The sequence below is a fragment of the Pantoea sp. S61 genome, from assembly GCF_016625145.1.
Classification (GTDB): Bacteria; Pseudomonadota; Gammaproteobacteria; order Enterobacterales; family Enterobacteriaceae; genus Pantoea; species Pantoea rwandensis_B.
In genome coordinates this window covers 549950-575494 of the sequence record NZ_JACVUO010000002.1, presented here as the reverse complement: position 1 = coordinate 575494, position 25545 = coordinate 549950, and the positions used below count along the sequence as shown (strand labels likewise).

Annotated in this window: 28 protein-coding genes and 1 pseudogene; 24 read left to right on the top strand and 5 right to left on the bottom strand. The window is 53.0% G+C overall.

The genetic code is table 11. The features are described from left to right. Positions 1-187: 187 nt before the first annotated feature. Positions 188-1030 carry a nitroreductase family protein gene (locus IAE30_RS08075; RefSeq protein WP_200539535.1) on the bottom strand — a complete coding sequence of 281 codons (843 nt, stop codon included), beginning with the start codon at positions 1028-1030 and terminating at the stop codon, positions 188-190. Between the two features lie 73 nt (positions 1031-1103). Next, on the bottom strand, positions 1104-1685 hold the full coding sequence (locus tag IAE30_RS08070; protein WP_200539536.1) for a TetR/AcrR family transcriptional regulator: 582 nt from the start codon (positions 1683-1685) through the stop codon (positions 1104-1106). A gap of 643 nt (positions 1686-2328) precedes the next feature. Here IAE30_RS08070 and IAE30_RS08065 point away from each other — a divergent pair. The 4 genes from IAE30_RS08065 (at position 2329) to IAE30_RS08050 (ending at position 7550) form a co-directional block, all read left to right on the top strand. Beyond that, positions 2329-3099, top strand: coding sequence for a DeoR/GlpR family DNA-binding transcription regulator (locus IAE30_RS08065; protein WP_200538972.1), 771 nt, complete (start codon positions 2329-2331; stop codon positions 3097-3099). Positions 3100-3245: 146 nt separating this feature from the next. Next, a complete protein-coding gene (locus IAE30_RS08060; RefSeq protein ID WP_200538974.1) occupies positions 3246-4319 on the top strand; it encodes a porin in 1074 nt (357 codons plus the stop codon). A 173-nt stretch (positions 4320-4492) separates the two neighbouring features. After that, a complete protein-coding gene (locus IAE30_RS08055) occupies positions 4493-6178 on the top strand; it encodes a phosphodiester glycosidase family protein (protein WP_200538982.1) in 1686 nt (561 codons plus the stop codon). 112 nt (positions 6179-6290) lie between these two features. Then, complete coding sequence (locus IAE30_RS08050) at positions 6291-7550, top strand: phosphatase PAP2 family protein (RefSeq protein WP_200538984.1); 1260 nt, start codon at positions 6291-6293, stop codon at positions 7548-7550. A 330-nt stretch (positions 7551-7880) separates the two neighbouring features. Here IAE30_RS08050 and IAE30_RS08045 read toward each other — a convergent pair whose 3' ends face one another. Together IAE30_RS08045 and IAE30_RS08040 are read right to left on the bottom strand one after the other, a co-directional pair. Next, positions 7881-8204, bottom strand: coding sequence for a contact-dependent growth inhibition system immunity protein (locus IAE30_RS08045; protein WP_234472687.1), 324 nt, complete (start codon positions 8202-8204; stop codon positions 7881-7883). Next, positions 8205-9038 carry an RNase A-like domain-containing protein gene (locus IAE30_RS08040; RefSeq protein WP_187800993.1) on the bottom strand — a complete coding sequence of 278 codons (834 nt, stop codon included), beginning with the start codon at positions 9036-9038 and terminating at the stop codon, positions 8205-8207. Between the two features lie 133 nt (positions 9039-9171). Here IAE30_RS08040 and IAE30_RS08035 point away from each other — a divergent pair, with 133 nt between their 5' ends. The 19 genes and pseudogenes from IAE30_RS08035 (at position 9172) to IAE30_RS07945 (ending at position 23400) form a co-directional block, all read left to right on the top strand. Then, positions 9172-9531, top strand: a complete 360-nt coding sequence (locus IAE30_RS08035; RefSeq protein ID WP_200679076.1) for a hypothetical protein — start codon at positions 9172-9174, stop codon at positions 9529-9531. Positions 9532-9648: 117 nt separating this feature from the next. Further along, positions 9649-9996, top strand: coding sequence for an RAQPRD family integrative conjugative element protein (locus IAE30_RS08030; protein ID WP_200679074.1), 348 nt, complete (start codon positions 9649-9651; stop codon positions 9994-9996). Beyond that, complete coding sequence (locus IAE30_RS08025) at positions 9996-10238, top strand: TIGR03758 family integrating conjugative element protein (RefSeq protein WP_031592991.1); 243 nt, start codon at positions 9996-9998, stop codon at positions 10236-10238. Before IAE30_RS08030 ends, IAE30_RS08025 begins: the two co-directional genes overlap by 1 nt. 31 nt (positions 10239-10269) lie before the next feature. Then, positions 10270-10656 carry a TIGR03745 family integrating conjugative element membrane protein gene (locus tag IAE30_RS08020; RefSeq protein ID WP_200679072.1) on the top strand — a complete coding sequence of 129 codons (387 nt, stop codon included), beginning with the start codon at positions 10270-10272 and terminating at the stop codon, positions 10654-10656. Positions 10657-10668: 12 nt separating this feature from the next. Further along, entirely contained in the window at positions 10669-11025 is a 357-nt protein-coding gene (locus IAE30_RS08015; RefSeq protein WP_200679070.1) for a TIGR03750 family conjugal transfer protein, read from the top strand. Beyond that, a complete protein-coding gene (locus IAE30_RS08010) occupies positions 11022-11681 on the top strand; it encodes a PFL_4703 family integrating conjugative element protein (RefSeq protein WP_200679068.1) in 660 nt (219 codons plus the stop codon). Before IAE30_RS08015 ends, IAE30_RS08010 begins: the two co-directional genes overlap by 4 nt. Continuing rightward, a complete protein-coding gene (locus IAE30_RS08005; RefSeq protein ID WP_200679066.1) occupies positions 11681-12631 on the top strand; it encodes a TIGR03749 family integrating conjugative element protein in 951 nt (316 codons plus the stop codon). Before IAE30_RS08010 ends, IAE30_RS08005 begins: the two co-directional genes overlap by 1 nt. Next, complete coding sequence (locus tag IAE30_RS08000; RefSeq protein WP_200679064.1) at positions 12621-14120, top strand: TIGR03752 family integrating conjugative element protein; 1500 nt, start codon at positions 12621-12623, stop codon at positions 14118-14120. Before IAE30_RS08005 ends, IAE30_RS08000 begins: the two co-directional genes overlap by 11 nt. A gap of 21 nt (positions 14121-14141) precedes the next feature. Further along, a complete protein-coding gene (locus IAE30_RS07995) occupies positions 14142-14498 on the top strand; it encodes a hypothetical protein (RefSeq protein WP_234472686.1) in 357 nt (118 codons plus the stop codon). Next, positions 14498-14908 carry a TIGR03751 family conjugal transfer lipoprotein gene (locus IAE30_RS07990; protein WP_147199750.1) on the top strand — a complete coding sequence of 137 codons (411 nt, stop codon included), beginning with the start codon at positions 14498-14500 and terminating at the stop codon, positions 14906-14908. The genes IAE30_RS07995 and IAE30_RS07990 overlap by 1 nt, the downstream gene beginning before the upstream one ends. After that, positions 14908-17149, top strand: a pseudogene (locus tag IAE30_RS07985) (conjugative transfer ATPase). Before IAE30_RS07990 ends, IAE30_RS07985 begins: the two are co-directional and overlap by 1 nt. Next, positions 17146-17523, top strand: a complete 378-nt coding sequence (locus IAE30_RS07980; protein ID WP_200679060.1) for an acetyltransferase — start codon at positions 17146-17148, stop codon at positions 17521-17523. The pseudogene IAE30_RS07985 and the gene IAE30_RS07980 overlap by 4 nt, the downstream one beginning before the upstream one ends. 190 nt (positions 17524-17713) lie before the next feature. Further along, the gene (locus tag IAE30_RS07975; RefSeq protein WP_004115527.1) at positions 17714-17896 is read left to right on the top strand and encodes a hypothetical protein; all 183 of its coding nucleotides are present in this window, start codon (positions 17714-17716) and stop codon (positions 17894-17896) included. After that, the gene (locus IAE30_RS07970; RefSeq protein WP_200679058.1) at positions 17862-18410 is read left to right on the top strand and encodes a hypothetical protein; all 549 of its coding nucleotides are present in this window, start codon (positions 17862-17864) and stop codon (positions 18408-18410) included. Before IAE30_RS07975 ends, IAE30_RS07970 begins: the two co-directional genes overlap by 35 nt. A 249-nt stretch (positions 18411-18659) precedes the next feature. Continuing rightward, positions 18660-19058 carry a TIGR03757 family integrating conjugative element protein gene (locus IAE30_RS07965; RefSeq protein ID WP_200679056.1) on the top strand — a complete coding sequence of 133 codons (399 nt, stop codon included), beginning with the start codon at positions 18660-18662 and terminating at the stop codon, positions 19056-19058. Further along, positions 19058-20047, top strand: a complete 990-nt coding sequence (locus tag IAE30_RS07960) for a TIGR03756 family integrating conjugative element protein (protein WP_200679054.1) — start codon at positions 19058-19060, stop codon at positions 20045-20047. Before IAE30_RS07965 ends, IAE30_RS07960 begins: the two co-directional genes overlap by 1 nt. After that, positions 20047-21522, top strand: a complete 1476-nt coding sequence (locus tag IAE30_RS07955; RefSeq protein ID WP_200679052.1) for an integrating conjugative element protein — start codon at positions 20047-20049, stop codon at positions 21520-21522. The genes IAE30_RS07960 and IAE30_RS07955 overlap by 1 nt, the downstream gene beginning before the upstream one ends. Before the next feature lie 10 nt (positions 21523-21532). Then, the gene (locus tag IAE30_RS07950) at positions 21533-21871 is read left to right on the top strand and encodes a hypothetical protein (RefSeq protein ID WP_200679050.1); all 339 of its coding nucleotides are present in this window, start codon (positions 21533-21535) and stop codon (positions 21869-21871) included. Positions 21872-21873: 2 nt separating this feature from the next. After that, complete coding sequence (locus IAE30_RS07945) at positions 21874-23400, top strand: conjugal transfer protein TraG N-terminal domain-containing protein (RefSeq protein WP_200679048.1); 1527 nt, start codon at positions 21874-21876, stop codon at positions 23398-23400. Between the two features lie 25 nt (positions 23401-23425). Here IAE30_RS07945 and IAE30_RS07940 read toward each other — a convergent pair whose 3' ends face one another. After that, entirely contained in the window at positions 23426-23815 is a 390-nt protein-coding gene (locus IAE30_RS07940; RefSeq protein WP_200679046.1) for a hypothetical protein, read from the bottom strand. A 354-nt stretch (positions 23816-24169) separates the two neighbouring features. Here IAE30_RS07940 and IAE30_RS07935 point away from each other — a divergent pair, with 354 nt between their 5' ends. After that, a complete protein-coding gene (locus tag IAE30_RS07935) occupies positions 24170-25204 on the top strand; it encodes a hypothetical protein (protein ID WP_200679044.1) in 1035 nt (344 codons plus the stop codon). Positions 25205-25545 lie beyond the last annotated feature (341 nt).

Below are 25545 nucleotides of genomic sequence, written 5' to 3'. Positions count from 1 at the left end.
CGCGTAAGGTCGAATGGATTGCGACACGGGCTACAAGGCTGGAAGCTATCTTAAGAGGTATAGTAGCAGACATGCTGCTTGCCGGAGGTCTCAGGGCGTGAAGCGGAAGTTTGAAAGCATGAAGCTGGAAGACGAGAAAGTTGATGATTTTGCGGCTGCGCATGAATACCCAACCGCCCGATCTGCCCTACTTAAAACCGAAACCGCGCTCTTCAAGAGTGGCCCTTAGATTCTGGCGGCCATCCATATAAGCGAGACTGGTCGCTGCGCCCTGGACTGCCTGTTTCCATGTTTTATCTTTCATTCCCAGACCTTCCCGAAATGCATGGAATGCCTCTTCATAACTTCTGACATGAGTGTCAAGATCACAAGCGCTGTAGAGATTGTGATGAGCCACCACGCTTTGCGGCAGGCGCGGACGGATCGCTGCATCGCTGTCGGCTGCAGGCCATCCGACTACCAGGCCGCAAACAACATAGCTGTGGGCCGGTAGCTGAATAAGTTCAGCCAGCTCTTTAGCCTTGTTACGTGTCGCACCAATATAAACCGTACCCAGCCCGATTGACTCTGCTGCTACCGTTGCATTCTGCGAAGCCAGTGCGGCATCAACTGTCGCCATTACAAATGAATCAAGGTAATCATGCACACCCGGGGTAAGGCCGTCTGAGACGGTCATATCGTGATTTCGTGACAGGTCTGCAACCCAGAGAAGTATCGCAGGTGCCTCCTCAATGTATCCATTCGCCAGACCTTTATCTCCCGCAGAGAGCTTTCTGACCTGCGCCCTTAGTGCAGGATCGGTAACGGCCACCATGCTCCATTGCTGAAGATTTGAGGATGTTGAGGCAGACTGAGCGGCCGCTACAAGCGTCTCAAACCAGTATTCCGGCAGGGCTTGCTGTGAAAAATTCCTGACGGAACGGTGGCTGAGCAAACCTTCAATCTGCGAATTCCAGAGAATATTTTCTGGTCGGTCTTTCTCACCGTAACGGGCAGTGATCAGCTGAACCTTGTTTAAATCTTCAGACATTAACTTTTCTCCTGATAATACTGTAATGTTCATTAAAGAATTGAGTAAATAAAAAGGCCGGGTAGCCTTTTAACTAAATGCTCATTATTAACGATTCGATTGCATCACGTTGATATTCAGGCTCATGCACAATCCTGCCGAACACCCGGAAACCGAAATAGGCACACATAAATGCCTTAGCCATGACTTCAGGTTGCCGTTCGGCCTGAAACTCTCCGGCAGCGATTCCGGCGGCGAAAAGCCTGATGAACATTGCCTCAAGCGTTTTAATATAACGGCGGCTCAGCTCTTCAACGGTTTTATCTTTAGCGGCTCTTTCCAGGGGAGAGAATATTGCCATACAGCCGTTGCGCTCAATGTTGCTGAAATCCAGTTCAATACCTTTTTCAAGCAGGCTGCGTAACCTGTCCTTAACGCTACCGGCCTGGCTGAATACAGCCTCGTGAAACTCAATGCTTGAGCTGTGATAACGGCGCAGGGCTTCATGGTAAAGATTTTCTTTATTACCAAAAGCCGCATACAGACTTCCACGGCCCAGCCCGGTGCTCTCAACGAGTTCCTGAGCTGATGTCGCTTCAAAGCCGTTTCGCCAGAACGCATCCATTGCCGCCTGAATCACCAACTGATCATCAAATTCTCTCGGTCTGCCTGCCATCAGGTTCTCCCGTAGTAAAGACGGTAGTCACCTTATCAATTATGGAATGATTGGTCAAGAATTGCAGTAGCCTCATTTATTTCTTTGATGTTTTCTGGACGATGCCTGTAAACGTCCGCTGTTGGCACTGAGCGGACTGTTAAGCATGGTAAATCACACATGCACCCTGTGGTGGGAGGTGCTCATACCATTACCTCTAAGCTGGACGACAGCGTGCAAAGCTCGACTTTGTGCGCTGTCGTCAGCAGGCAAGCCGCAGTAGCGGCGCGGCAGAATCACATCCAATTATGAAAAGGTAGTCTATTTGAATGACTGCTTTGATCGATAAGCCGAAGTTGCAAAAAAACTTGCAAATCATGTCTGTAATAGCAAGCTCATGAGCGAATTACTTCATAGTTGACTCATTAAAGAAAACACACTCCAGTACTTTTTCCTTTCTTTTCAGTTGGTTGCTGTATAAATAATAATGACTTTTAACTTTAACAAATCTTTAATGATTGTTTTGTTGTAAATCGCTCAAATCGCTCATAATATTCATCCGCGCCAAACAAGCTCCACCGTAAAATGGAGGCTTATTAGGTTGACCATGATAGATTTCGCTCATATTCTCACGAAAAATCATGAGAAACAGGATGCGACCTGAATGAATACAGCGGAAAGACGACAGCAGACGATTATCGAGCTGCTCGGAAAACAGAGCTTTGTTGACCTGCACTTCCTGACAGAAGAACTTCATGTTTCTGTCGCAACAGTTCGCAGAGATTTGGACGAGCTGGAACATGCTGGAAAGATACGAAGAACTCATGGTGGTGCTGTTGCTGTTAACCAGGTTGCGCAGGATGTGAGTTTTAAAACCCGAGCTGTGTCGTATCTACCGCAAAAAAGAGCAATCGCAAAACAGGCAATTGCGAGAATAGCCACCGGTGATGCAGTACTGCTGGATGCCGGAACTACAACGCTTGAAATCGCAAAACTGCTTGCAGGCAGAAGTGATCTTACCGTCATTTCGCATGGCGCAGATGTTATAAATGAACTGACACAGACCCTGGGCCGTAGCTTCTATTCTGTGGGTGGGGAGTATTCTGAACCAGACCGTTCTTTCAGAGGGCCACTGGCAGAAATGATGATCCGTCAGTTTAATGTAGATAAGCTTTTTCTGAACGCCAGTTCATTTGATTTTGAACGAGGAATGATTTTTAACTCTGATCCGACAAATGCGAGCATTCAGCGGACAATGATAGAAGTTGCAACTTACGTAATAGTTGTGGCAGATCACTCAAAATTTATGAAGTCGAATTTATCTACATCCGTAAGAATTGATGATGTCGATATAATACTCACGGATTCTGGAGCTAAAGAGATTATAAAAAACATTCCAGACAAATATAAAAGAAAGTTTGTTTTCTCCGATTGATTCTTTTTAATGTGCGCGCCTGGTGATTTTAATGGCTACTTGGCGCGCCCATGTAAATTCTAATATGATTTAAATTTCTGAGCTTCATGCAATATCTGCATGGCTCTCGTTCGGCTGTTTTATTTTTAATTTAACTGGGGTGTGTAATGATTTATCCAAAGCATGGGTTGGGTCTGCTTATTGCCGGTCTACTGGTTTCCTCGCAAGGTATGGCAGCGGAAGTATTTAATAAAGATGGCAATAAACTTGACCTTACAGGTAAGGTTGATGCCAGACACGTTATTTCAGATAACTCTTCTGAGAATGGTGATAACGCATTCGTGCGTTTTGGTTTTAAAGGGCAGACGCAGATTAGCAATGATCTTACCGGTTTTGGCCGATGGGAATCTCAGGTTGCAGCAAACAAAACCGAAGGCGGGTCCGATGCACAAAACGGAACTGTTACCCGATTTGGATTTGCAGGTATCAAATCAGCCTCGCTTGGCTCGATAGATTATGGTCGCAATGTTGGCGTATTGTACGACGCTATCGGTTATACCGACTTTGCGCCGATTTACGGTTCATCAACTTACAGCCAGGATAACTTCATGTCGAAGCGTTCCACCGGCTTGTTTACCTATCGCTCACCGGATTTAGCAGGCTTCAAGTTGACTCTGCAGTATCAGGGGAAAAATGACCGCACGCAGGCAACCAAGTCGAACGGCGACGGATTCGGCACTGCGCTGACTTATGCCCTGTCAGACAAAATTTCTCTGGCAGGCGCTTACACAAAGTCTAAGCGTACTTTGCTACAGCAGCAGGATGGTCAGGGAGATGACGCCACAGCCTGGGCTACGGCAGTTAAGTACGATAATAACCAGGTCTATTTAGCGGCAATGTATAGCCAGTCAAAAGACATGAATCCTTATGGTCAAAGCCAGATAGCAGATAAAACACGTACAGTTGAAATTATCGCTCAGTATCAGTTCCTGAATGGTCTTCGCCCATCGGTAGGGTTTGTAAGTCAGTGGGGAGATAATCTTCAGCGCTATGACGAATTCTCTGGCGGCGACCAGACAATTCAAAAGTATATTGCACTTGGCAGTTACTATTACTTTAATAAAAACATGCTCGCTTATGTTGACTATAAATTAAATCTCCTCAAGGATAATACGTTCACTAAAGAGACCGGAGTTAGCACAAAAGATAGTTTAGGCATGGGGCTTGTTTATCAATTCTGATTACTTCTAGCATGTAGCATCAAGTAAAGATCAATCCTTTTATCGCTCAATGTTTGCGAGGCCGGCCTTCGCCGGTCTTTTTTATTTTATCTTTTTTAAAGTTTTTATTTTTAATAAAAGTGTCATATTTATTTATGATAATTGACCTTCCTGAAATTATAGGTTTTATAAAAATGAATTCCCTGAATAAAAAAAGCTTTAATCTCTCACTTATCGCAGTCGTATCATCATTTTTAATTTCCGGGTGTAGCCAAAGTAGCGTTGATTCCAATCATTCAGGGAACGAATGGTCACTACCTACAAACGAGGTTCCGCTTGGGCAACCCGGACTAAAACAAACGGTTCGCAGTGAGCTTGTTTCACAGGGCGTAACGTTTTATCAGATCAAGCGCGGTGAAGCAGGAGAGCGAGATTTCTGGACGGTAAATATTGGTTTCTATACCTCTGCTCAGTCTGCATCAACGGACGTTGCTGCACTTAAGTCTGCAGGCTTCACATCCCGTCTTGATCCATCGGCTGGCAAAAACAGCCGTGGTGAAGTGCTTGGTTACTTCCTTTCAGTAGGTAAATTCTCTTCCAAGGAGTCTGCTGATAATGAGGCAAAGGTAATTGAATCAAAAACTCGCGGCAAACTAAAACCGAAAACACGCAATACAGCTTTAGCTGGCGATGTTACAACCGGTCCCTGGATTATTAACGTTTTAGCGATTAAACCCGGACAGACAAGTACCAAGCTGGTTTATGCGCTGCCTGGTGGAGATGACTTGGGTGGAGACGGTGAAACCGTATCAGCCGCAGCTAACCGTCTCGGTGCAGTTGCAGGCATTAACGCCGGATTTTTCTCCAATATCAATCCCTTCAAAACACCACTGCCTCCTCGTTCACCTGTCGGACTGACAGTTTCTCATGGGCAGGTAGTCGGGACTGCTGCAGGTGGCCGACCGGCAGTAATGATTTCCGGCCCGGAAAAGCATCAACAGGTAGAAATCTTACCGGCTTTGACATCAGAAATTACGCTTTCCGACAGCCTCAGCAACAAGGTCAAAGTAAGCAGTATTAACCGTCCAATCCTTGGAACTGTTATCAATTGTGGTACTCCTGCCGAAGCGCCATTCAGCAAACCTGCCCACGATTATGTGTGCACCAATTTTAACGATCTGGTCGTTTATGACGCGTTATATCTTCATGGTAAATCGTCAAATACATTGATTAATAAGGATTATAAGGGCGAGTCATATGAACTTGTTGTTAACGCTACCGGCGTGGTGCTGGATGGGCACGAGAAACCGGGAGCCGCAGCGCCAACCGGCGGCTACGTTGTTCAGGGATTGGGCAACAGCGCGGCCTGGCTTAAGCGACACTCGAAACCAGGTACAAAACTGACGCTTCAGAGTCATGTCTATTCACAGGGTAAAGAGATCAAACTCACCCCTGAAACTTCAATTGTTGAATCCGGCCCATCGCTTTCCGTCGCAAATTTGCTTCCTAATGCCTGGAAAGAAGGCTTCTCAACAAAGCTCAATGGCACAGATGAAGGTGACTCAGCGGGCACAGCAAACGACAGTTGGTATCAGGGATGGGTTGTGGGTCGCAATGGTCGTACCGCCATTGGCGTAACTGCAGACAAGACAGTTCTTCTGGTCGAAATACCTGGCCGACAGCCTACGGTCAGCCTGGGCACAAGCATACCGGAAACCGCTGCTGTAATGTCCTGGCTTGGCGCGAAAACAGCCATGAATCTTGATGGCGGTGGCTCAAGCAACATGGTTGTAAAAGGGCAGAGTGTTGGGTATCCGTCAGATGCTAGCGGTGAACGTGGCGTTGCTGGGACTCTGATGCTTGTGCCGCAGAAACCCTAATTCTCACCACTCATCTCCCGCTAATTAGCGGGAGATGAGTGGGCTAATCGTTAAATCAATACCTCTATCTGAGGGCTGTTTGTACCCTCTTTGTATTAATTCAGGATAAAACATGAAATTCAGACTTACAGTTATTTGCGCTTCTCTGCTAATCGCACAACAGGTTCACGCAACTACGGTTGCGGAAGCTGGTCAGATTGCAACCATGACGACTCCTGCATCATCCAGTGCAACATTTAACGCTCTTGAGGCGGATGTGGTTAAGGCTGAGCGCCACTTTTTGCAGGGTGATGCTGCCAGTCTGACTCGTGATCAGATCAAGCATGTAAAGCAGACGTATCAGGCCGATAGCGCATGGCTCAAGGCCAGTGGTTATGACTTCAAGGTCAAAGATAATCAACAGGCCGGAATCGCTCTGCTTTCAAGCTTCCGTGAGCTGCCAGATAACGTTATTAAAGCAAACCTCGCCACAGTGACCCAAATCAACCGCGATGCTACAGCAGGTGAACGTCATCAGGCTCTGGCCGATGCTGAGAACCAGAACCTGCTTTATTGGGCTGCTGATGCACTCGGACCACGTTTAGGGAAAGCATTCTTAACTGCATATGACAAAGGTGAGTTAGGTAAGGCCGCTGCACTGATCAAGGCGTCAGAGGTTAGCACCGGCGCAGCTAAAGACCACTTTAATAACCCACGTCCTTTCCTTATTGATGGCAACACTATCCATCTGGTGCCTGACGACGTAATAGTGAAAGACGGTAAGCCATATAGCTCAGGGGCTGGTTCTTTCCCAAGCGGCCATACTAACACTGGCGTCACTAACGCATTGCTGCTTGCTGAAATGCTTCCAGAACGTTTCGAGGCGCTGGTGACTCGCGGAGCACGTTACGGTTTCTCACGTATCGTTCTTGGCGTGCATTATCCATTAGATATCATGGGTTCACGCATGGTTGCGCAACGTAATGTTGCTCATTACCTCAACGACCCTAAATATCGTGCATTGTTTAACGAAGCTCGTGACCAGATGCGTACCGCTCTTGAAAAAGAATGTGGTACATCGCTGGCTGAGTGTGCAAAGTCTGCTGGGAAAGATGATAAGTATCTCTCGCCTGAGATGAAGACCTTCTACAACTTTACAATGACATACAACCTGCCAAAGCTTAAAGAAAGTTCCCAAAAGGTAGCAGTTCAAGATGGCGCTGAAGTTTTACTGGAAACTGCATTGCCTCATCTTAGCGCGCATCAGCGTCGCGAATTGCTGGCTAAAAGCCTCATTCCGTCAGGATATCCTCTCTCGGGTGATAATGCTGAACAGTCTTTCTGGCAGCGTGTAGACCTGGTTTCTGCCTTTGAAATGGGAAAATATAAATAAGGCAGTAATTCGATTATCGTAAATTTGTAAAAGGTAAGCCGACCAGAGTGTCGGCTTTTTAATTTCCATAAGGGCTCCTGAAATATAGGGTGTGGGATATTTATGTGGATTTAGTAACCCGGTTAAATATTTAGCTAACGATTTATACTGTGGTATGGGCGACCGCTTTTGGCATAAAGCGGACTGCCACTTAGGGAAATATCGCCTGTTCCCGGAACTAGGAGGTGCTCATACCATTATCTTTAAATCAGGGCTGGACGGAGGCGCGCAAAACGTGTTTTGCGCGCCTGCCGTCAGCAGACAAGCCATGAAACAACCGTTACTGGCGCGTCAGTTTTTTTGAGGGTGTGCTAAAGCGATGTGTACCTGCTCCCTGACCAGAACTAGGAAATCATGGGGGGTGATGCCCCACAGCAACGGATCGAAATACACGCCATATCTTTTACTGAAGGCCACATTCAGCGTATCCCCCAGAGCCAGAAAATCGTCAATGTCTTCGAGAAGCGCCATCTGCATCGCCTTTCCCGACTGCCGGTTATAGGCGTCAATTTTGGGCTGGAATGCCTCACTGTCATCAATCAGGTCGTAATCATGTCCGAAATAATTACAGACCAGATTATCGAGCTCCAGTGATTTATCACGCTGTTTCATCATTCACTCCAGGGGCATCGACGTCAGTATAAAATAAGGCTTACCGTTGTACTCAGTAAGCTCCAGCCACACCTCAACACGGTAACAGTTTCTGACTTCTGAGCTTCCTCTTTTCATCACAATCCCGGTAGGCTGTGTGAATTGCATGGATATCTTCTTCCGCCATGGGGTGCCTTTGGGCTGAAATTTGACGAACATTTCTATCTCATTTTTATGGGCTCTCAGCACTTTTGTCGTGAGAATTTCAGCCTCGTCAAGGTTTCTGAATGAGCTGGTCGCAGGCAGCATCGGCCTTCGCTGAAGTCTGGCAGCAAGCTCTTCAGGTGTTTTACCGATATGCCTTTCGATAGTATGCCCGCCCGGGTGCTGACCGGTAACTGATTCATGTTCCGCCAGTTTTATTCTCCCTGATCTGACGGCAACGACACGTACAGCTCCCACTGCCACGGAGAAACCAACCGGAATGGCAAGATCCACTGTCATGCCAACTTTTAACGCCGTATCGCGATCGGCTCCCAGCGATTCTGCCAGCAGAACCGCTGAGTTGTAGGTGTCTGTATTTATCTGTCTGCCGCTCCATATCTGGCGAAATGAAGCCTGGACGGTATCAAGACTGTGCGTGCCGACAACAACACACCCTGCTTTGGTTAACATTGTGGGCTCCGGAACCACGCACATCACACCGGCACCGAACATTTCCACCACGCCGCCTGCCAGACCCAGTCCGCCCCATAAACGGTTGCTGAGCGTTTCGCCTTCGCTGATACTTTTTTCTGAAAGTGTGGCTGCCAGCTGCACCGGCGACAGGGCTATTCTGAGACCATTCGTTTCACTCATGCTCCTGCACTCCCTTATCAGACGTCTGAATTATAAACAGCATAATACAGCTTATCCCCGGATAACTTGCTGTGTCACATCGGGTCTGCTTTTATTACGTCTAGAGCTGAATGAATAAAAGGGGAAACAGAGTATGGCTGAAGAGGTAAAGAGAGGCCTGACCTACGACATGGCATTACGGGAAGGCTTCGAACCTAAAGAATATGACTGGAAAAATATACCCGAGGGAACATGGCAGGCCCGGCTGGATTTCAAAATATGGTCCAATAAATCCACGGCCGGCCATCTTGTCTGTTATATGACGTCTCTTGATAATTCGCAGCGTTACAGGCTGTCAGCGTTCCGCCAGGGGGATGGAACGAGACGTTATACCCCTAAAGACGGCGGGATCGATTTTTCAGAAAAAGGCCTTGAAGGACATATCTTTCTGGTCACAACCGTGACGACATCAAAAGGGGGAAGCACCTGGGTCGCTGCCGAATATGATGAATAAATCCGACCCGGGCCGCCTTATCGATTAATTTTAAAAAACCTGTTTAGGGTTTATCGCTGACCCGTCCTTTCTCCTTCCGCATCCTGTCCGCACCCCTTAATCCTTCTGGAGGTGCGTATGAACTCAAATCGTCCGGCTATGCGGCACAACCGTCGTGTCCCGGGCATCACCGTCCTGGTATTGCTGACCTGTCTGGCATCAGCTGCTGCACAGGCATCCGAGAAAGACGAGCTTGCGTCTGTTCAGCGTCAGCTGGACCAGGTGCAGGCGTCGCTTGAGCGGGCCCGCGTGGCGGCAGCACAGGCTGACCCGGCTGACCGTGGCCGCTTTTTCTTTGATTACCGTCAGGCCACATCCGATCTCAACACCATCCGCAGCGGTATCGACCGCTATCTGGAGCCCTCCCGCGCGCAACCGCGTGACCCGTCTTTTGTGGCCGGTAATTACCGGCGGGAGCGGCCCTGATGCCCATGACACCCGAGCAAACCAACGCGTTTAAGGCCGGCTCCGGCAGCCTTGACCTGAGCATTCTTAATCTGCTCAGCATCGGGGCACTGATAGCGTTTCTTTTTCTGTGGGCCGCGTGGGGGCTGTCGGATGTCTGGACCGGCTGGAGTAACACCAAAGTGCGGGATGCGGCGCTGGGGCGCTTTGTTATCCGCGTCGTGCTGCTGTTGCTCGCGTGTATCTGGATGTTCGCCAGTTAACGCATTCAAATCATTTCAGGAGATACATTTCATGCACCAATCTGAGTCTGTTGTTGCCCGCCTGCGCCGTCTTGGCCGCCGTGCGCTGACCCGCGCCGGTACGCTGGCTATTCTGGGCTGGCTCACCTGCAAACCGGCCTTTGCTGATTTACCGCAGGTTGAACCCCCCACCTCGGGCGGCGGAAGCGGCCTGTCCGGACAAATCAAGGGTTACATTCAGGATGGCCTTGTCATCGGCGGGCTGGTCGTGGCGGCGGTTGCCTTTATCAACGTCGCCATTGCCGCCCTGCACACGTTTACCGAAGTCCGTAACGAGCGGGCCACCTGGACCAAATTTGGCTCCATTATCGTGGTGGGTGTGGTGCTGCTGATTACCGTTATCTGGCTGGTCGGCAAGTCTGCCGACATTCTGCTGTAGGAGTCCACGACGATGCAGACCATTCGTTTTCTCCCTGACCGTCTCAACAGTGAACCCGTGGTGTTTCGCGGGTTTACCACCCATGAGATGGGGCTGGCAGCCCTTGCCGGCGCGGGAGTGGGTCTGCTCCTGTCACTGCCGTTTATCCCGCTGGCCGGCTGGGTTGTTGTTCCCACCGGCCTGCTGGTCATGCCGCTGCTGCTGATCTGGTCTGGCGGCCGCTGGATGGCCAGGCTCAAGCGCGGTAAGCCCGAGAACTGGCTCTGGCAGCGACTGGAGACCAAAAAGCGCCGGCTGGGAATGGGTAATCCGAAACTGATTGTGGATGCCCGGGGCTGGTCAGTGAAACGTAACAGGAGAGCCTCATGAGCCGTTTTCGCCATGCGGTAAAAGACCGCGACCAGCATATTCAGACGCTGCGCATCGCCTGCGCCGTGCTCGCCTTTTTCCTTTTATTCACCTGTGCCGGCTGGATGCTGGCACCCAGCAAGCTGACCGTGCATAACCCACCGGATTTACGCTCCGGCAGCACGCGACCCTGGTGGGAGGTGCCACCCCCGACCGTTTACTCTTTCGCCTTCTATATCTTCCAGCAACTGAATGCCTGGCCGAAAAATGGCGAGGTGGACTATTCCGCCAAAATCAATGCGCTGTCGCCGTATCTGACGCCGTCCTGTCAGGATTTCCTGAAAGCGGACGCGAAGAAACGCGGTGACGCCGGCGAACTCACCGACCGCGTGCGCGTGGTGTATGAACTGCCCGGCCGCGGTTACCAGTCACAGAGTGTGACCGTACAGGATCGCGATCACTGGATTGCCCGCCTGGACGTGGTGGCCGACGAATATTTTCACGCCGAGCCGGTCAAACGCGCCCTGGTGCGTTATCCCATGAAAGTGGTGCGCTGGGAAGGGGATGCGGAGCGCAACCCGTTCGGTCTGGCGCTGGACTGTTATGCCGGTGTGCCCCAGCGTCTGGAAGCGGCACCGCCTGCACCCAAACCGGAGAAGTCAGGAGTGTTTCAGTGATGAGTAAAAATCCCCACGCCCGCGCCGGGCTGATGGCGCTGTCCCTCGCCCTGCTGCCCCTGGCGATACTGGTATCACGTCCTGTCGGCGCAGATGAGCTGATGAAATGGGAGCGTATTCCGCTGCAGATCCCCCTGAAGGTGGGGCAGGAGCGGGTGGTCTTTGTGGACAAAAACGTTCGCGTGGGTTTTCCGCCGGCGCTTAACGGCAAACTCCGGGTGCAGAGCACCGGCGGGGCCGTCTACCTGAAAGCCGACAGCGCCTTCCCGCAGACGCGGGTGCAGCTGCAGGATGTGGAAAGCGGCGAGGTTCTGCTGTTTGATATCGCCGCCGGTGAAAAAGGGCCGACCGAACCGGTCCGGCTGGTCTACAGCGGTGATGTCAGCACGCTGAGCCAGGCGTCTGATGCGGCCGGTCAGTCAGGTGGTGCAGACCGGGCTGCTTCCGGAGAAGGCTCACCGGCCCCGACCGGCAGCGATGACGGCACGCAGGCCAGGCGTAAAAAAATCCGCTACAGCGCCCCCATTCCGGTGCTGCTGACCCGCTATGCCGCCCAGAGCCTTTATGGGCCGGCCCGTACGGTCGAGGCGGTGCCCGGTATTCACCCGGTCAACCCGCATCTGCCCCGACGTGTCAGCACGCTGTATCCCTCTGAACCGGTGACGGTCACGCCGCTGGCGGCATGGGGGGTGGCGAACCGCAGCGTGGTGGCCCTCAGGCTCACCAACACCGGCGGCCGTAAGGTCGTTCTGGATCCGCGTGCGCTGCAGGGACAGTTTGTGTCCGCCACCTTCCAGCACCGCTGGGTCGGTCCTGCCGGCACGCCGGAAGACACCACCACGGTGTATGTGGTGACCGCCGGACGTCCGGAGAGCGCATTTATTGCTGAACCGTCTGCGCTGCGCAAAGCGGCCCGTGCCGTAAAACAGGAGGCCCGCCATGCAGATTAAATCCAATGCCCTGGTGAAGATTATCGTGCCGGCCGTGGTGATTGCCGGGCTGGCCGTGGGGCTCAAAAGCTGCAAAAACGAACCGGCAGAGCAACCGCAGGCAAAACAAAGCGGCGGTGCCCTGCAAAACCTCTCGCCGGATGAGCTGAAGGCGCTGGGCGTGGAAGGTGACACCCCGGAGGACACGCTGCGCACGCTCATCGGGCGGCTGAACGATGTACGCGACCGTCAGAAAACGCTGGATAAACAGAATGCTGAGTTAGTAAAGGAGAACGAGCGCCTGCGCAAGCGCAACCAGGACGTGTCAGGGCAGGTGAATGAGGCCGTGAACGGTCTGCGCGAGCAGTACGACAAACGCCAGGCACAGCTGCAGGATGAGCAGCTCAGCCTGACGGCGAAGATCCAGAGTCTGACCGACAAGCTGCAACACCCCGGTACTGAGAAAAAGGCGGCAGACAGCGATATCCCGCTGGGGCTGGGGCTGGACGGTATGGGCAGCAGCACCGGCGGGACCGCGTCTCAGGGCAGTGACGGCATGATGTGGGTCACGCCGACGGACCAGAAAGAGACGGATCCGCGTGATGCGGCCAGCGGCAAGGCTTCACCTCAGTTCCCGACCTCGTTTCTGGGTGACAATGAACTGACCCGCCAGAAAGCAGCCTATGAGCAGAAAGTGAAGGGGCACACGAATGAGAAAGGGGCGGAAGAGAGCGCCGAGCCGGTGTACACCCTGCCGGAAAACTCAACGCTGGTCGGCAGCCGCGCCATGACGGCGCTGCTGGGGCGTGTACCGATCAACGGGACCGTGACCGATCCTTACCCGTTCAAGGTGCTTATCGGTAAGGATAACCTGACGGCAAACGGTATCGAGCTGCCGGACGTTGAAGGGGCCATCGTTTCCGGGACGGCCAGCGGTGACTGGACGCTGTCCTGCGTGCGCGGCCAGGTGACCAGCGTCACGTTTGTCTTTTCCGACGGTACGGTGCGCACCCTCCCGAAACCTGAGGCCGTTAACAGCGGCGGGCAGAACAACAACAGTCAGGCCAAACAGGATACCGGCACCGGTGGCGGTATCGGCTGGATTTCGGATGAAAACGGGATCCCATGTATCGGGGGCGAACGTAAGTCCAACGCCTCCACCTATCTGCCGACCATCTTTGGCCTGTCAGCGGCCGGTGCGGCGGGGGATGCCCTGAGTCAGGGCCAGTACACCACGCAGAACAACGTTAACGGGATTTCCTCCACTATGACCGGCGACGCCGGACAGGCGGCGCTGGGCAAGGCCATTTCCGGCGGCATGTCGGAGACCACGGACTGGATCAAGCAGCGGTACGGGATGACGTTTGATGCCATTTATGTGCCGCCGGGGGCCCGTCTCGCGGTGCATATCACCCGTCAGCTGGCCATCGATTATGAAGATAAGGGCCGCAGGGTGCGCTACGACTTCACCCTGCCGGGTGGCGTCAGCGACAGCGGCGGACTGGACTGAGTGACGGCCATGACGGGACACATGACGCTCTTGCCAATGTCAGCCGTGTGCCGGACGTTCAGCGATGGCACGGGCTGGCACATTGACGTGCGGCCCTCGCCGTCGGCCGTCCTGCAACTGCGTCCGGTGGCGCTGCTGTCTGCCCGTCTACCCTCACTGCGCTGGCAGCGGGGCCGGCTTTTACTGGATACCGGCCGTTTTTCCCTGCCGCTCAGTGCCTGCGACTGTGCCGTGTCGTGGTACAGCCCGAAACTTTCGCGCCGGCTTCACTGCCCTTATATGTCCCTGCAGGAGCTGGCGCACCTGCTGAATGTCAGTGCATTTGTTTTTATCTGTAGCGGCTATGAACCTGCCGCCTCACAAAGGAGATACCGGTAATGTACAGAACGGTTTTCATTCTGGCTCTGGCCTGTTCAGTGCTCAGCGGCTGCTCAACCTCCAAGGAGGAAATGCTGCCGGCGGGCGATAACACCATGCTTGAACTGTGGAACGGCGCGGACGGTGGCGGCAGTACCGCCCGCCAGTCAGCAGAGGCCCGGGACACGCTGCGCCGTCCGCTGACAGGCAGCGAAACGCAGGCGGACGCGCAGGCCGACCGCAGCTACAGCCGGACTCAGGAGAGTGAAATTTCGCAGCAGTTTCCCCGGCTGCCCAACCCTGACATGGTGATGTACCTGTATCCCCATCTGGCCGACGGTAACACGCCGGTGCCGGGGTACAGCACCGTGTTTCCGTTCTACAGCCAGACGCAGTATGCCATGCCTGGCGAGCGCACGGAGGCCCTGTAATGTTTTCACTGTTTTCGCGCACCCTCTCGCCTGCCCGGCCGTCGCCGGTTGATGACGCTCAGTCCAGTCAGGCCGATGAGAGCCTGAACACGGGCGTGAAGGGCCGTCAGCCCCTGACGCGTCCCGGGAAAATGTCCCACCAGGATGAGGCAAAAATTTATCATGCAAATCCCTCGATCATTGACTTCCTTCCGTGGGCGGAGTTTCTCGATGAAGAGCAGTGTCTCCTGCTCGATGACGGCGTGTCGGTGGGGGCGGTCTATGATGTGACGCCGGTGGCCACCGAAGGGCGGACGGAAGACCGTCTGGAGCAGATCCGTGACTCGGTGGAGGATGCGCTTCAGGACAGCTTTGATGAACATGACGTGAATCCCTGGGTGGTGCAGTTCTTCTGCCAGGACGAGGACGACACTGACGCGTACCTCGACAGGCTGCGCGGGTATGTCAGACCGCATGCGCAGCGCACGGCATTTACCGACGCCTGGCTGGGTGAGATGGAGCGTCATATCCGCAGTATCTCCCGGCCCGAGGGACTTTTCACCGATTCGCTGATTACCGGCCAGCCCTGGCGCGGGCAGCAGCGCCGCACCCGGATGGTGATTTATCGCTGGCTGGGGAAAAACCGGGATCCGATGCCGCCGGTGGCGATGCTCAACCAGGTGTGCGACCGGGTCGTGAATGCCCTGGGCGGAGCGGGGATCCGCTGCACCCGGCAGAACGGCCTGCAGGTGCATGGCTGGCTGCTGCGGCTGTTCAATCCGTCACCGGACTGGGTGGAGAAGACCACCCTTTATCGTCAGGCGGCCTACGCAGATCCGCGTGAGACGCCCGAAGGCACCGTGCCGGTGAGCAATGATTTTGCCGAAACCCTGTGGTTCACGCCGCCGGTCTCCGACCCGGAAAACGGCGTGTGGTGGATTGACAACAAGCCGCACTGCGCGGTGTCGGTGGAAAAACTGCGTACACCGCCGGAGCCGGGCACGCTGACCGGGGAGAAAAGCCGGGGTGAAAAGAAAATTAATGCCCTGATGGATATGTTTCCGGAAGGGACGCTGGTGTGCATGACGGTGGTGGTCCAGCCCCAGGACCGGCTTGAAGAGCAGTTTAACCGGCTGTCGAAAAATGCGGTCGGGGAAAATACCGAATCGGGTCGCGTCCGCCAGGATGTGAAGACGGTCAAGGAGTACCTGGGCAACCGGCACAAGCTGTACCGGGCGGGGATCACTTTCCTGCTGCGCGGTGATGACATGACCAGCCTGAAGCGTAAACGGCTGGCGCTGTCGACCGTGCTGCTCGGGGCCGGCCTGCAGCCGGTCCGCCCGGAGTTCGAAGAGGGGCCGCTGAACAGCTGGCTGCGGGCGCTGCCGATGTGCTTTAACCCGGACAGTGACAAAAAACACTGGTACACCCGTCTGACCTGGGTTCAGCACCTAGCCGGTCTCCTGCCGGTGACCGGGCGGGAAACCGGCACGGGGCACCCTGGCTTCAGCTTTTTCAACCGCGGCGGGGATATCCTGACCTTCGATCCGCTCAACAAGCATGACCGCACCCAGAATGCGCATCTGCTGCTGTTCGGCCCGACCGGGGCGGGCAAGTCGGCCACGCTGTGTGCCGCGCTCTCCCAGCTGATGGCCGTCCACCGTCCGCGTCTGTTTATTGCGGAGGCCGGGAACTCGTTCGGCCTGCTGGCCGACTTCTTTGACAGCCTCGGGCTGACGGTGAACAAAATCAGCGTCAGACCCGGGAGCGGTGTCAGCCTGCCGCCGTTTGCAGACGCCCATAAACTGGTGGAAGAAGGCCTGGCCGCCCAGGCCGTGGATGAGAGCGACCTGCCGGATGGCCACCCAGAACCTTAAGGATTATCCGGACATTGCCGAGAAAATGCTGAACATGGCGGAATGGTGGATTTGCCTGACCATGCCCCCGGAGGAGGTGAAAGATATCAGCCGTTTCCGCGCGCTGACGCCGGAGCAGGAATCGGTGCTGCTGTCCGCCAGTAAACTGTCGGGCTGTTACACAGAGGGTGTGGTCCTGGCGAAACGGATCGAGGCGCTGTTTCGTGCCGTGCCGCCCAGTCTTTTCCTGGCACTGGGTATGACGGAAAAAGAAGAGAAAGCCGAACGCCGCGCGCTGATGAATCAGTTTAACTGCAGCGAACTGGAGGCGGCAAAACGCGTTGCACTGAATCTGGACCGTCTGCGCGGTCTGACGGAGAAACAACAGGAGCCTGCTACGGTATGATGACACTGAAGTACCCTGAACCCACCATTCATGAGCACAGTGGCTCAGCCCTGTTCACCCTGTCGCCTCAGGGGGAGCCCGGCGTGCTCCCGGCGACCCATCAGCACCTTATGAGGCTGCGGGCAATGATAAGACAGCGCCTGGCCGGGCCGGTCAGGATGACGTGTCACCCGCACCGGGTGGGACTCAGTAGCAGCGTGGCCATCTATCTTGAGGGCAAGCTGAAGCAGGCGGTGAACATCCTTATCACCGTGACGGGACAGACGAGCTGGCCGCATGAGGACGAGTACGCGCATCCGCGCTGGTATATCACGGTGCCGGATTCGGCTGACCTGGTGTATCTGATGCTGTGGATTAACGGGCTTGACGTTTAAACCAAGACTTGCCTTCACCAGGGGCTTGATAATAATAACGAAATGATGCTTTTTTTGATACCGGCCGCTGGGGCCGGTTTTTTTATGCCAAGTCTGACATTTGGTAACGTCGTAGTTAGCAAAAATGATCGGGCTATATTTGTGGTTGCACACAGTTTATACTGTATAAGTAGATTAACGGAGGTTCCCTATGAAACACTCTCCACAACGTAATGCAGCTATTCTGAATCTTCATGCCCGTACCATGCAGATAAACGGTACTGTCGATGAAAAGGTTGAGCAGTTGCGCAAAATGTTTGCTCAGAGTTCAACACGAACTAAGGATGACAGGAAGCACCGTGGGGATCGAGAAAAGGTTTATTACGAAGGCTGAGTTTAGCGAAGATTTTGTAAAAGCCAGTGAAGACTTTAAGTACGGTTATGATGTTATCTCTAAAGTTAATGTCAAAACTGGGCAGTCAATCTTGCGCTACGCAGTCCGTCTCCAGGCAAAATGGAATGATGAGAATTGTATTCTCATTTATGATCATGACGATGACAAACTCTGGGGTAGAGTAAAGGCATCTGACTCAAAAAATGATGCCGGCATAAACTGGTATCTTGGCTTTTTTCATGGGCGAGTTGAAGCCTGGAAAAACGATCCCCTGATCGTAATATCGTTTCGTGATGAAATTATTCCTGCTCCGCAAGGATATGATAAGGGGTTTGAGCTGGCGGTTATTCATGCTATCAGCGATCACCCAACACTCTTCGGAGAAAATTGGGAAAAGAAGCTTCCAGAACACATGCGCGAAAAGCGCAAAAAAAATGCTCAGACTCTCAATTACTCCGTGGATGTGAACAGTTCTGATTCCGAAGGCAGCCCTGATGAATCATCCCCATCTTAAAGCCTTAATACATGTACATAACTTAAACGCCTGACCTGGCTTAAGTTATGTACATCAGTTGCCTACCTGACATCAGTATGTGTACCACCCATTTACTCCTCTCAGTCATAAATTACACTCTCGAACCTACCTCATTAGCAAATCATTCCCTCTGATTAATTTGTAGTTTTGGATATAGAATTTAATGCGGCTTTTCTGAGCGACCACGGGCACGCTGTCAGGCGATTCAGTCTGACGGAGTCCCGATTCATGAAACTGACCTCTCTTGTTTTCCTGCCGGCGCTGCTGCCGGTATCCGTACTGGCCGGCACGGTCGTCTTCACCGACAGTCAGCATCTGCCAACAAATCTGCCGCCGGACGTGCCGATGGTGCTTCTTGATGGCCCCGACCGGTTGCAGGCCGACATGTTCGGGGAACTGCCTGCAGACCCGCAACAGGCTGAGGCGCAGGTCAGGCAGGTTATGGCGTCGCCTGCCTGGCAACAAAAACAGCTGCAACTAAACGATTCTTATCGCCAGGTGGTCCGGGCCTGGGAACTGGGCCTTAAAAAAGTGCCGGCGGTGGTGTTTGATGACCGAGATGTGGTGTACGGCACCACGGATGTGGCCGTGGCCACTTCCCTGCGTAACCGGGGAGGTGGCCAGTGATGACAAAACCCTCCCGCATCAGAACCACGCTGTGCTCGCTGGCGGTTGCCACGGTGCTTGGTACGGCAACCGCCCCGGCTGCTGTCGCAGCACTTAATACTGCGCAGATTATTGCCAGCGCCGTGTCGCAAAACTGTATCAGCTGGCGTGTGAGCGGCATCTGTTACTGGCTGTTCTGCACCCCCTTTGGCTGCAAGGTTCGCACATCCGTCAAGGTCACCCACTTTATTCCCCAGACAGTCGTTTCGACCTATGTCGCGCCGGGCGGCAATTCGTGGCAGGAAATGGCGTTTGTCAGCCAGACTGCCGGCGGGCTGGAGAGTGCCGTGACCAGCGGGCTTTCCGGTGTTTCTGCCGGCGGAGCCAATCCGGCCGACATGAAAAATCCCGGCCAGCGCAAGTCCGCCGTTCGTTTCAAGTATGCCGATGCGATTGGTCACCCGGCCACGTCCCTCATTGGCGGCAGTATTCCGGGCTACTCCTGTGATACCGCCGCCACCCCGTTAATGCCTTACTTCCTGAGTACGCTGGATTCGGCGGCCTGGCGCACGGGCGTGCCGGAGTCCCTGTATCCGGAAGCGCTTGTGCCCGGCCAGCGGGAAATCGGCAGTCAGGCAGCGGCGAACATGTGGGGCAACGTCTATCCCCGTTCGGGGTTTATCAGCCAGACCGATGATGACAAAGCCTCTGCCGTGGTGGCGCAGCGTGTGGCAGACATTATCACCCGAGCCGGGCAGCCCCATGTTTATCAGGTGCTCAAAGGCAACCGCCATGACGGGTACTGGCCACCGGGCGAGGTCACGGAAAACACCGGCATACGCAATCACAAATGGCAGCGGCTGGCCCCCCACATGACACAGTCATGTGCCGTCTTCCCGGACGGGAGCTATACCGCAGCGAGCGATAACAATGAAGCCTTTGCGCTCTGGCAGCCCTATAGCTGCTGCAAAAAGCGCGGGCAGAAATTTCTGGGCAGCACTGATATCTGATGAGGAAAACCGTGAAAAAATCACCTTCATTTTCAGCCGTTCGCGTAAGCCTGCTGCTGACCGGCTCCCTGCTGACTGTCCTCCCGGCCGCGCACGCGGCCGATGATGACAATACCATCCTGGGCATGTCCCTGCCGCAGGTGAACAACAGCGCCATCGGTTACGGCAAGTCCGTCGATGGTGCGGTGTCTGACAAACTGTTCTACACCCTCGGGGGCGGCTCGGTCATTTCCCAGCCGGCCACGCGCGGGAATATGCAGAAGCTGGGGCTGAACACCGGCTGGAGCAGTGACATGATGTGCGGCAATTTCGACCTGAAAACCACCGTCGGCAACCAGCTCAACGGCGTCACATCCGGCTTTAAAAACCTGATGGGGGACGTGATTCAGGGGGCCACCGGCGCGGTGGCCAGTCTGCCGGCGATGGTCATTCAGCGGGCCAACCCGGGGCTGTATGACATGCTCACCAACGGCGTGCTTCAGGCCAATGTGTCATTCGACAAGGCGCAGCTCAACTGCCAGAACATGGCGAAAAAGATGATGGACTACAGCGACAGCAGTAACTGGACGCAGCAGGCCATGATGGATGAGTACAAGTCCATCGTGAACAGCGGCGAGGCTGATGCGATCCGGGCCGATGAGGCGGGTCGAAAAGTGACCGGTTCGTCGGGCAACAACTGGATCGGGGGAGAAAAACGCGGCGGCGCGGGCCAGCCCGCCATACGGGTCACCCATGATCTGATCGCTGCCGGCTACAACATGATGAACGGTCTGCCGGTTACGGCAAATTCAACGGTAGGCGAAAGCAGCTGTAACGGCGGTGCGTGTGCAAAGTTTGGTAGCGCGGAAGAGGCGGCTGCCATGACCGTCAAGGTGCTGGGCGACAAATCCATGCGCACATGCGCCAACGCCAGCGAATGCACCAGTGGTAGCACCGAGAACCAGCCCGGGACGACCGTTGCCGGCACCGGCTTTGCGCCCCTGCTGGAAGACGCAACCAAAGCCAATGCGGAACAGCTGGTGAAACTGGTCAACGGCACAGAGAAGCCCACGGCGGAGAATCTGGCGAAGCTGAAAACCGGCGGGCTGCCGGTGACGGCCGGTGTGATTAAAGCCCTGCAGCGTGATCCGGATAATGCGGCCCTGACCGCCCGGCTTGCCGGCGAGCTGGCCATGTCCGACACGGTTGAAACGGCCCTCCTGATGCGCCGCATGATGGTCACGGGCATGTCAGAGCCCAATGCCGCCGCCCAGCCAAAAGCAATTGGTGCTGCCGGTGAGCGCATTGAGTCGCTGGACCGTGAAATCGCGGCGCTCAAAACCGAGATGGAGATGAAGCGCGAGCTGTCCCGCAACTCTGTTCTGACCATTATCGAGCGCGAAAATCAGCGTGTTGAAACCAACCCGCAGACCCAGGCTGATGACAATACTGACAGCCGCTTCAATCAGATGGCCACGCCGAAACAGGCCGAATGAGGGAACAGGCATGCACAATAAAATGACTGTCAGGAAAGCCCTGACCCGCACCGGCATCTTTCTGGCCTGCATGGCGCTGTTCATGGTGGTCTCACTGATGGTGGCGGACACCGCCATGAAACACCCGGGGGAGGCTGCTGCATTCCGGAGCTGGATGCAGTCGACGCGCGACGGCTGGCTGATATGGCGGCTGGCGCTGTATGCGCTGGTTGCGTGGGGCCTCTGGAAAATCCGGCATGCGCCGGGTTTTCGGGAAGAGTACCGGTGGCCGCTGCTGCGCATCAGCGTGGTCAGTGTGCTTTTTATCGCGTTGTGTGAGTACGCGATGTTTACCGGTCCGGGAGTCTGACGATGACAACAAACAGCTATCTTGAGTACTTTCTTACACTGCTCGGCTGGGTGATCAATAACGGCCTGTGGAACGTCCTGCTTGGCACCGGCTTATTTGTTCTGCCGCTGGCGTTTAAAGTGGTGGGGATCTGGCTGAAGGTCCGTGAAGAGGGGGAAGATGAAGGCAACAAAGGGATGCTGTCGCTGCCCCGTATCGAGAATGCGTTGTATGCGGGGTTCCTGGTGATGATTGCCTGCTGTGTGCCGCTGATTAACGTCAGCCTCAGCACAATGCAGTATGATACAACCCGGGCTAAAACCTGTGGCGTCTGGACCCCGAAAGCGCCGGATGAAAGCGGCTATGCCGGTGTGGTCTCCAGTCTCAACGACCAGACGGCTGCAGCACCGGTGTGGTGGGTGCTGATTCATAAACTCTCGAAGGGGGTCACCCAGGCGGCCGTGGCGACCATTCCCTGCCGGCCGGACATGCGGCAAATCCGCTTTGAGGTGCAGCACACGCGCATCGATAACAAAGCGCTGGCGCAGGAGCTGCAGGACTTCACCAACGACTGTTACTCAGTCGCGCTCTATCTCTGGAAGCAGCAGGACCAGGGGCAGACAAAGGATAAAACCACGCTGCGTGATATCGAATGGATTGGCAGCAGTACCTTCCTGAGCCGGTACTATCCCTCGCTGCAGTCGAAACTGCCCCGGGCAGCGTTCCCGTGGAACGACAGCCGGGACAGCGGCCGGCCCAATACCGGAAGAGGCGGGTATCCCACCTGCAGCGAGTGGTGGAGCAGTGCGGATACCGGTCTGAAAGCCCGCGTGAAGGACCAGGCCGATCCGGATATGTGGCTGCGTATCTCGGCCGCCATGAAAATGTCAGGCTTTAACGACAGTGACTATCAGGAAGCCGTCATCCGTCGTCTGGTGAGTCCTGAAAGCCTGACAGTTTCACAGACCGGGCATGTGTATGCCGGCTATGGCGGTAACGCCGATTTTACCCTGGATAATGCAGCTGCGCGCGTGGCCTCTGTTGCCGGCGCTTCTCTGGGCAGTCTGGCCGCGTTCCCGGCGTTCGATGCGATGCGGCAGGCGCTGCCGATGGTGCAGGCCATCCTGCTGATGGCAGTCTACGTCATGTTACCGCTGATCCTGGCGTTTGCGGCTTACGAGTTCAAGACCGTTATTACGCTGACCTTTGTGATGTTCGCCCTGAACTTCCTCACGTTCTGGTGGGAATTGGCCCGATGGCTGGACAGCTGGCTGTTAACCGCATTGTACAGTTCAGACACTCACAGCCGCTTTAATATGGCAGGGCTGCAGAACAGTACCGATGACCTGATTATGAATCTGGTTATGGGCACTATGTTTCTCGTACTACCTGCTGTATGGCTGGGGGCGCTTTCATGGGCTGGGGTGAGTATTGGTCAAACACTCGGGCAATCCCTATCATCTGGATCGCAGGATGCAAAAGCAGCAGGAAGCCAATTAGGCAGTGCGGCTAGCAGCGTAATAACTCAGAAAGCAGCAAAACGACTTTAACTTCTTTGGCCGGGTTTTCTCCCGGCTAATCATCTTGATGCCAAGAATGTTTATCATACGTGTTTTTATGTCTGTCAGCTTCCCAGGAGAATCGTTCATAGCTGGATTTTCTGTGGTCATCCCAGTTTGTTATCTCAACTTGTACAGGAGTTCTTAGGAAGCCAAAAACAAGCGCAGCTGCCCAACAGATAAAGACTGCACTTATTAAAAGGAATCCACCAATTGCACATATAACCACTGATGCTATCACCAAGCTTATAATAGGTATGTGGCCACTCCATACTGGCAGATTATGCCGTTGTGCCCATACGACACAGCGGTGATCAAGCCCGAAAATAATCAAGCACAGTTTTTTCCATAGAACCGCCGCGCGAGCTCCGCGCTGTAAAGCCCGTTCTTCCTGATCCTGATGCATTTCCCCCTCCAGATTGAGATTAAGCTGGATACAATCCCATACAACTATAGCCGATTTTTTGTGCGACTCATAGCGTCTTTAATGTTAATCGTTATCCACATGAAGTTGGCTATAATTTATGAGTCTCAAAATTCAGAGAGATTATGAAAATTAACTTAGATCGCCTTATTGGAATAAATCTGTTATCTTAAATTTAAACATGTATTAAAAGTTTCGCAAGTTAATATAGCTATAGAGGTGGCGCGATAAATATTCTTTTGCTTCTGGATTTATTGTAGTGAATAAGGATGGGAAATAACATTCCCCAGACTTAAAAAGTTTTTTATTAGTGTGACGATTTTTAAGGGAGGGACTATGGAAAATTATGAAGGTAGTAAATTTAATGGTTTTCTGAAAATAAGAAAAAGCTCTTCGTTCATAGATGTTCTTGCAAAGGTAATTCCAGTATTAGTGTTTTTTCTGTTGGTTTCAGGATCTTTTCAGCTTTTTATTTTTTCAAAAAAGCATCATGTAAGATTTATTGATCTTCTCCAGAGTAATCTTATTATTGCATTCTCATCTATTTTTTTAATGTCGTGCGCCATAATTATTGCGATATTTACTATTCTTTTGCCTCTTAATGTTAATGCTAAAGTTAAATATGTAAGTTTATTTTCCGGCGAGCAATGGTTCGAATTGGTTAAAAGCACAAACTTAAAAATGCTGTTATTTTACCTTATTGTTTCCCTGTGGCCTCTACTGATAAATTATTCAATTATAATAGCACTTATTTTCCCAGTTGGTGTTTTAATGGTTCATTTCACCTTGCTAATAAATGAACATAAAAAACGCCTGATAAAGGAATTTATAATAATATCCATAGTTGGTGTTGCAAATGTTTTTATAATGTTATTTTCTGTAGGCATGCTTTCCATTTTATATAAGGAAATTTTAAGGGGGATTCCAGATAGTGTAGCCATTGCGTCTCTGTGTGTGTTTCAATTTCTAATTTTTTTAACTGTTTTCATTCCTTATAGAGGTAATCAGTCTCCTGGCTTTTTTCTTCAGTGTTTAGTAGCGTTATGTCTTTCTCAAATATTTTTCTTTAGCATGCCAGATCAAATAACTTCGCTAAGTATTAGGTCTAGCGGATTAGGGTTAGAGCAACGATGTTTTTACGATATCGATCTTAGAAACAAAAAAATCCCTGATGAGTTCATTACTAGGATAATCACTCCAGTTGCTACGACCAAATATTCTCGTATTAATGTCGTTGCAAATCCAGGTAGAATTTTTTATTTGTCGAAAGACCATAAAGATTATTCTTCTGAATATAGATTTATTGATGACAGCCTCCCTGAAATTAGTTGTATTGCAGCAGCAGCGGTTGACCCAAAAACCACACATTGATAGGATTGATTGCGTATACCGTCGCTACGGCGACCATCCAAAACCCCAGTAACCTGAGAGGGGTGCCTTCGGGCGGTTACCAGCTAATGCTTCAGCGGTCTGAGAGAAGCGCCTTCGGGTGACTGCCAGCTAAAGTCCCGAAAACCTGAGAGGGACGCCTTTGGGCGGGAAACCCGTTTAACCTTTGAAAACGGGAACCATAATCTGGTCAAGGTTACCGGTTGAGAATGACCGGCTATCACATCAATGATTCACGTCTTTATGATGATGAATTGTCTACAAAGGAGCTGAATCAGGCTCTGATCTTTCACTACGTTATGATTCTTGTCAGGGATACGCCC

Bases quoted from the DNA above. Each gene is read 5' to 3' on its own strand.
- IAE30_RS08040 (WP_187800993.1), bottom strand. From the start codon at position 9,038: ATGAGTGAAACGAATGGTCTCAGAATAGCCCTGTCGCCGGTGCAGCTG.
- IAE30_RS08075 (WP_200539535.1), bottom strand. From the start codon at position 1,030: ATGTCTGAAGATTTAAACAAGGTTCAGCTGATCACTGCCCGTTACGGT.
- IAE30_RS08000 (WP_200679064.1), top strand. From the start codon at position 12,621: ATGCAGATTAAATCCAATGCCCTGGTGAAGATTATCGTGCCGGCCGTG.
- IAE30_RS07995 (WP_234472686.1), top strand. From the start codon at position 14,142: ATGACGCTCTTGCCAATGTCAGCCGTGTGCCGGACGTTCAGCGATGGC.
- IAE30_RS07960 (WP_200679054.1), top strand. From the start codon at position 19,058: ATGACAAAACCCTCCCGCATCAGAACCACGCTGTGCTCGCTGGCGGTT.
- IAE30_RS08020 (WP_200679072.1), top strand. From the start codon at position 10,270: ATGCACCAATCTGAGTCTGTTGTTGCCCGCCTGCGCCGTCTTGGCCGC.
- IAE30_RS07940 (WP_200679046.1), bottom strand. From the start codon at position 23,815: ATGCATCAGGATCAGGAAGAACGGGCTTTACAGCGCGGAGCTCGCGCG.
- IAE30_RS08015 (WP_200679070.1), top strand. From the start codon at position 10,669: ATGCAGACCATTCGTTTTCTCCCTGACCGTCTCAACAGTGAACCCGTG.
- IAE30_RS07980 (WP_200679060.1), top strand. From the start codon at position 17,146: ATGATGACACTGAAGTACCCTGAACCCACCATTCATGAGCACAGTGGC.
- IAE30_RS08050 (WP_200538984.1), top strand. From the start codon at position 6,291: ATGAAATTCAGACTTACAGTTATTTGCGCTTCTCTGCTAATCGCACAA.
- IAE30_RS07990 (WP_147199750.1), top strand. From the start codon at position 14,498: ATGTACAGAACGGTTTTCATTCTGGCTCTGGCCTGTTCAGTGCTCAGC.
- IAE30_RS08060 (WP_200538974.1), top strand. From the start codon at position 3,246: ATGATTTATCCAAAGCATGGGTTGGGTCTGCTTATTGCCGGTCTACTG.
- IAE30_RS08035 (WP_200679076.1), top strand. From the start codon at position 9,172: ATGGCTGAAGAGGTAAAGAGAGGCCTGACCTACGACATGGCATTACGG.
- IAE30_RS08070 (WP_200539536.1), bottom strand. From the start codon at position 1,685: ATGGCAGGCAGACCGAGAGAATTTGATGATCAGTTGGTGATTCAGGCG.
- IAE30_RS08030 (WP_200679074.1), top strand. From the start codon at position 9,649: ATGAACTCAAATCGTCCGGCTATGCGGCACAACCGTCGTGTCCCGGGC.
- IAE30_RS08045 (WP_234472687.1), bottom strand. From the start codon at position 8,204: ATGATGAAACAGCGTGATAAATCACTGGAGCTCGATAATCTGGTCTGT.
- IAE30_RS07975 (WP_004115527.1), top strand. From the start codon at position 17,714: ATGAAACACTCTCCACAACGTAATGCAGCTATTCTGAATCTTCATGCC.
- IAE30_RS08005 (WP_200679066.1), top strand. From the start codon at position 11,681: ATGAGTAAAAATCCCCACGCCCGCGCCGGGCTGATGGCGCTGTCCCTC.
- IAE30_RS07965 (WP_200679056.1), top strand. From the start codon at position 18,660: ATGAAACTGACCTCTCTTGTTTTCCTGCCGGCGCTGCTGCCGGTATCC.
- IAE30_RS08010 (WP_200679068.1), top strand. From the start codon at position 11,022: ATGAGCCGTTTTCGCCATGCGGTAAAAGACCGCGACCAGCATATTCAG.
- IAE30_RS07950 (WP_200679050.1), top strand. From the start codon at position 21,533: ATGCACAATAAAATGACTGTCAGGAAAGCCCTGACCCGCACCGGCATC.
- IAE30_RS08055 (WP_200538982.1), top strand. From the start codon at position 4,493: ATGAATTCCCTGAATAAAAAAAGCTTTAATCTCTCACTTATCGCAGTC.
- IAE30_RS07945 (WP_200679048.1), top strand. From the start codon at position 21,874: ATGACAACAAACAGCTATCTTGAGTACTTTCTTACACTGCTCGGCTGG.
- IAE30_RS08025 (WP_031592991.1), top strand. From the start codon at position 9,996: ATGCCCATGACACCCGAGCAAACCAACGCGTTTAAGGCCGGCTCCGGC.
- IAE30_RS07935 (WP_200679044.1), top strand. From the start codon at position 24,170: ATGGAAAATTATGAAGGTAGTAAATTTAATGGTTTTCTGAAAATAAGA.
- IAE30_RS07955 (WP_200679052.1), top strand. From the start codon at position 20,047: ATGAGGAAAACCGTGAAAAAATCACCTTCATTTTCAGCCGTTCGCGTA.
- IAE30_RS08065 (WP_200538972.1), top strand. From the start codon at position 2,329: ATGAATACAGCGGAAAGACGACAGCAGACGATTATCGAGCTGCTCGGA.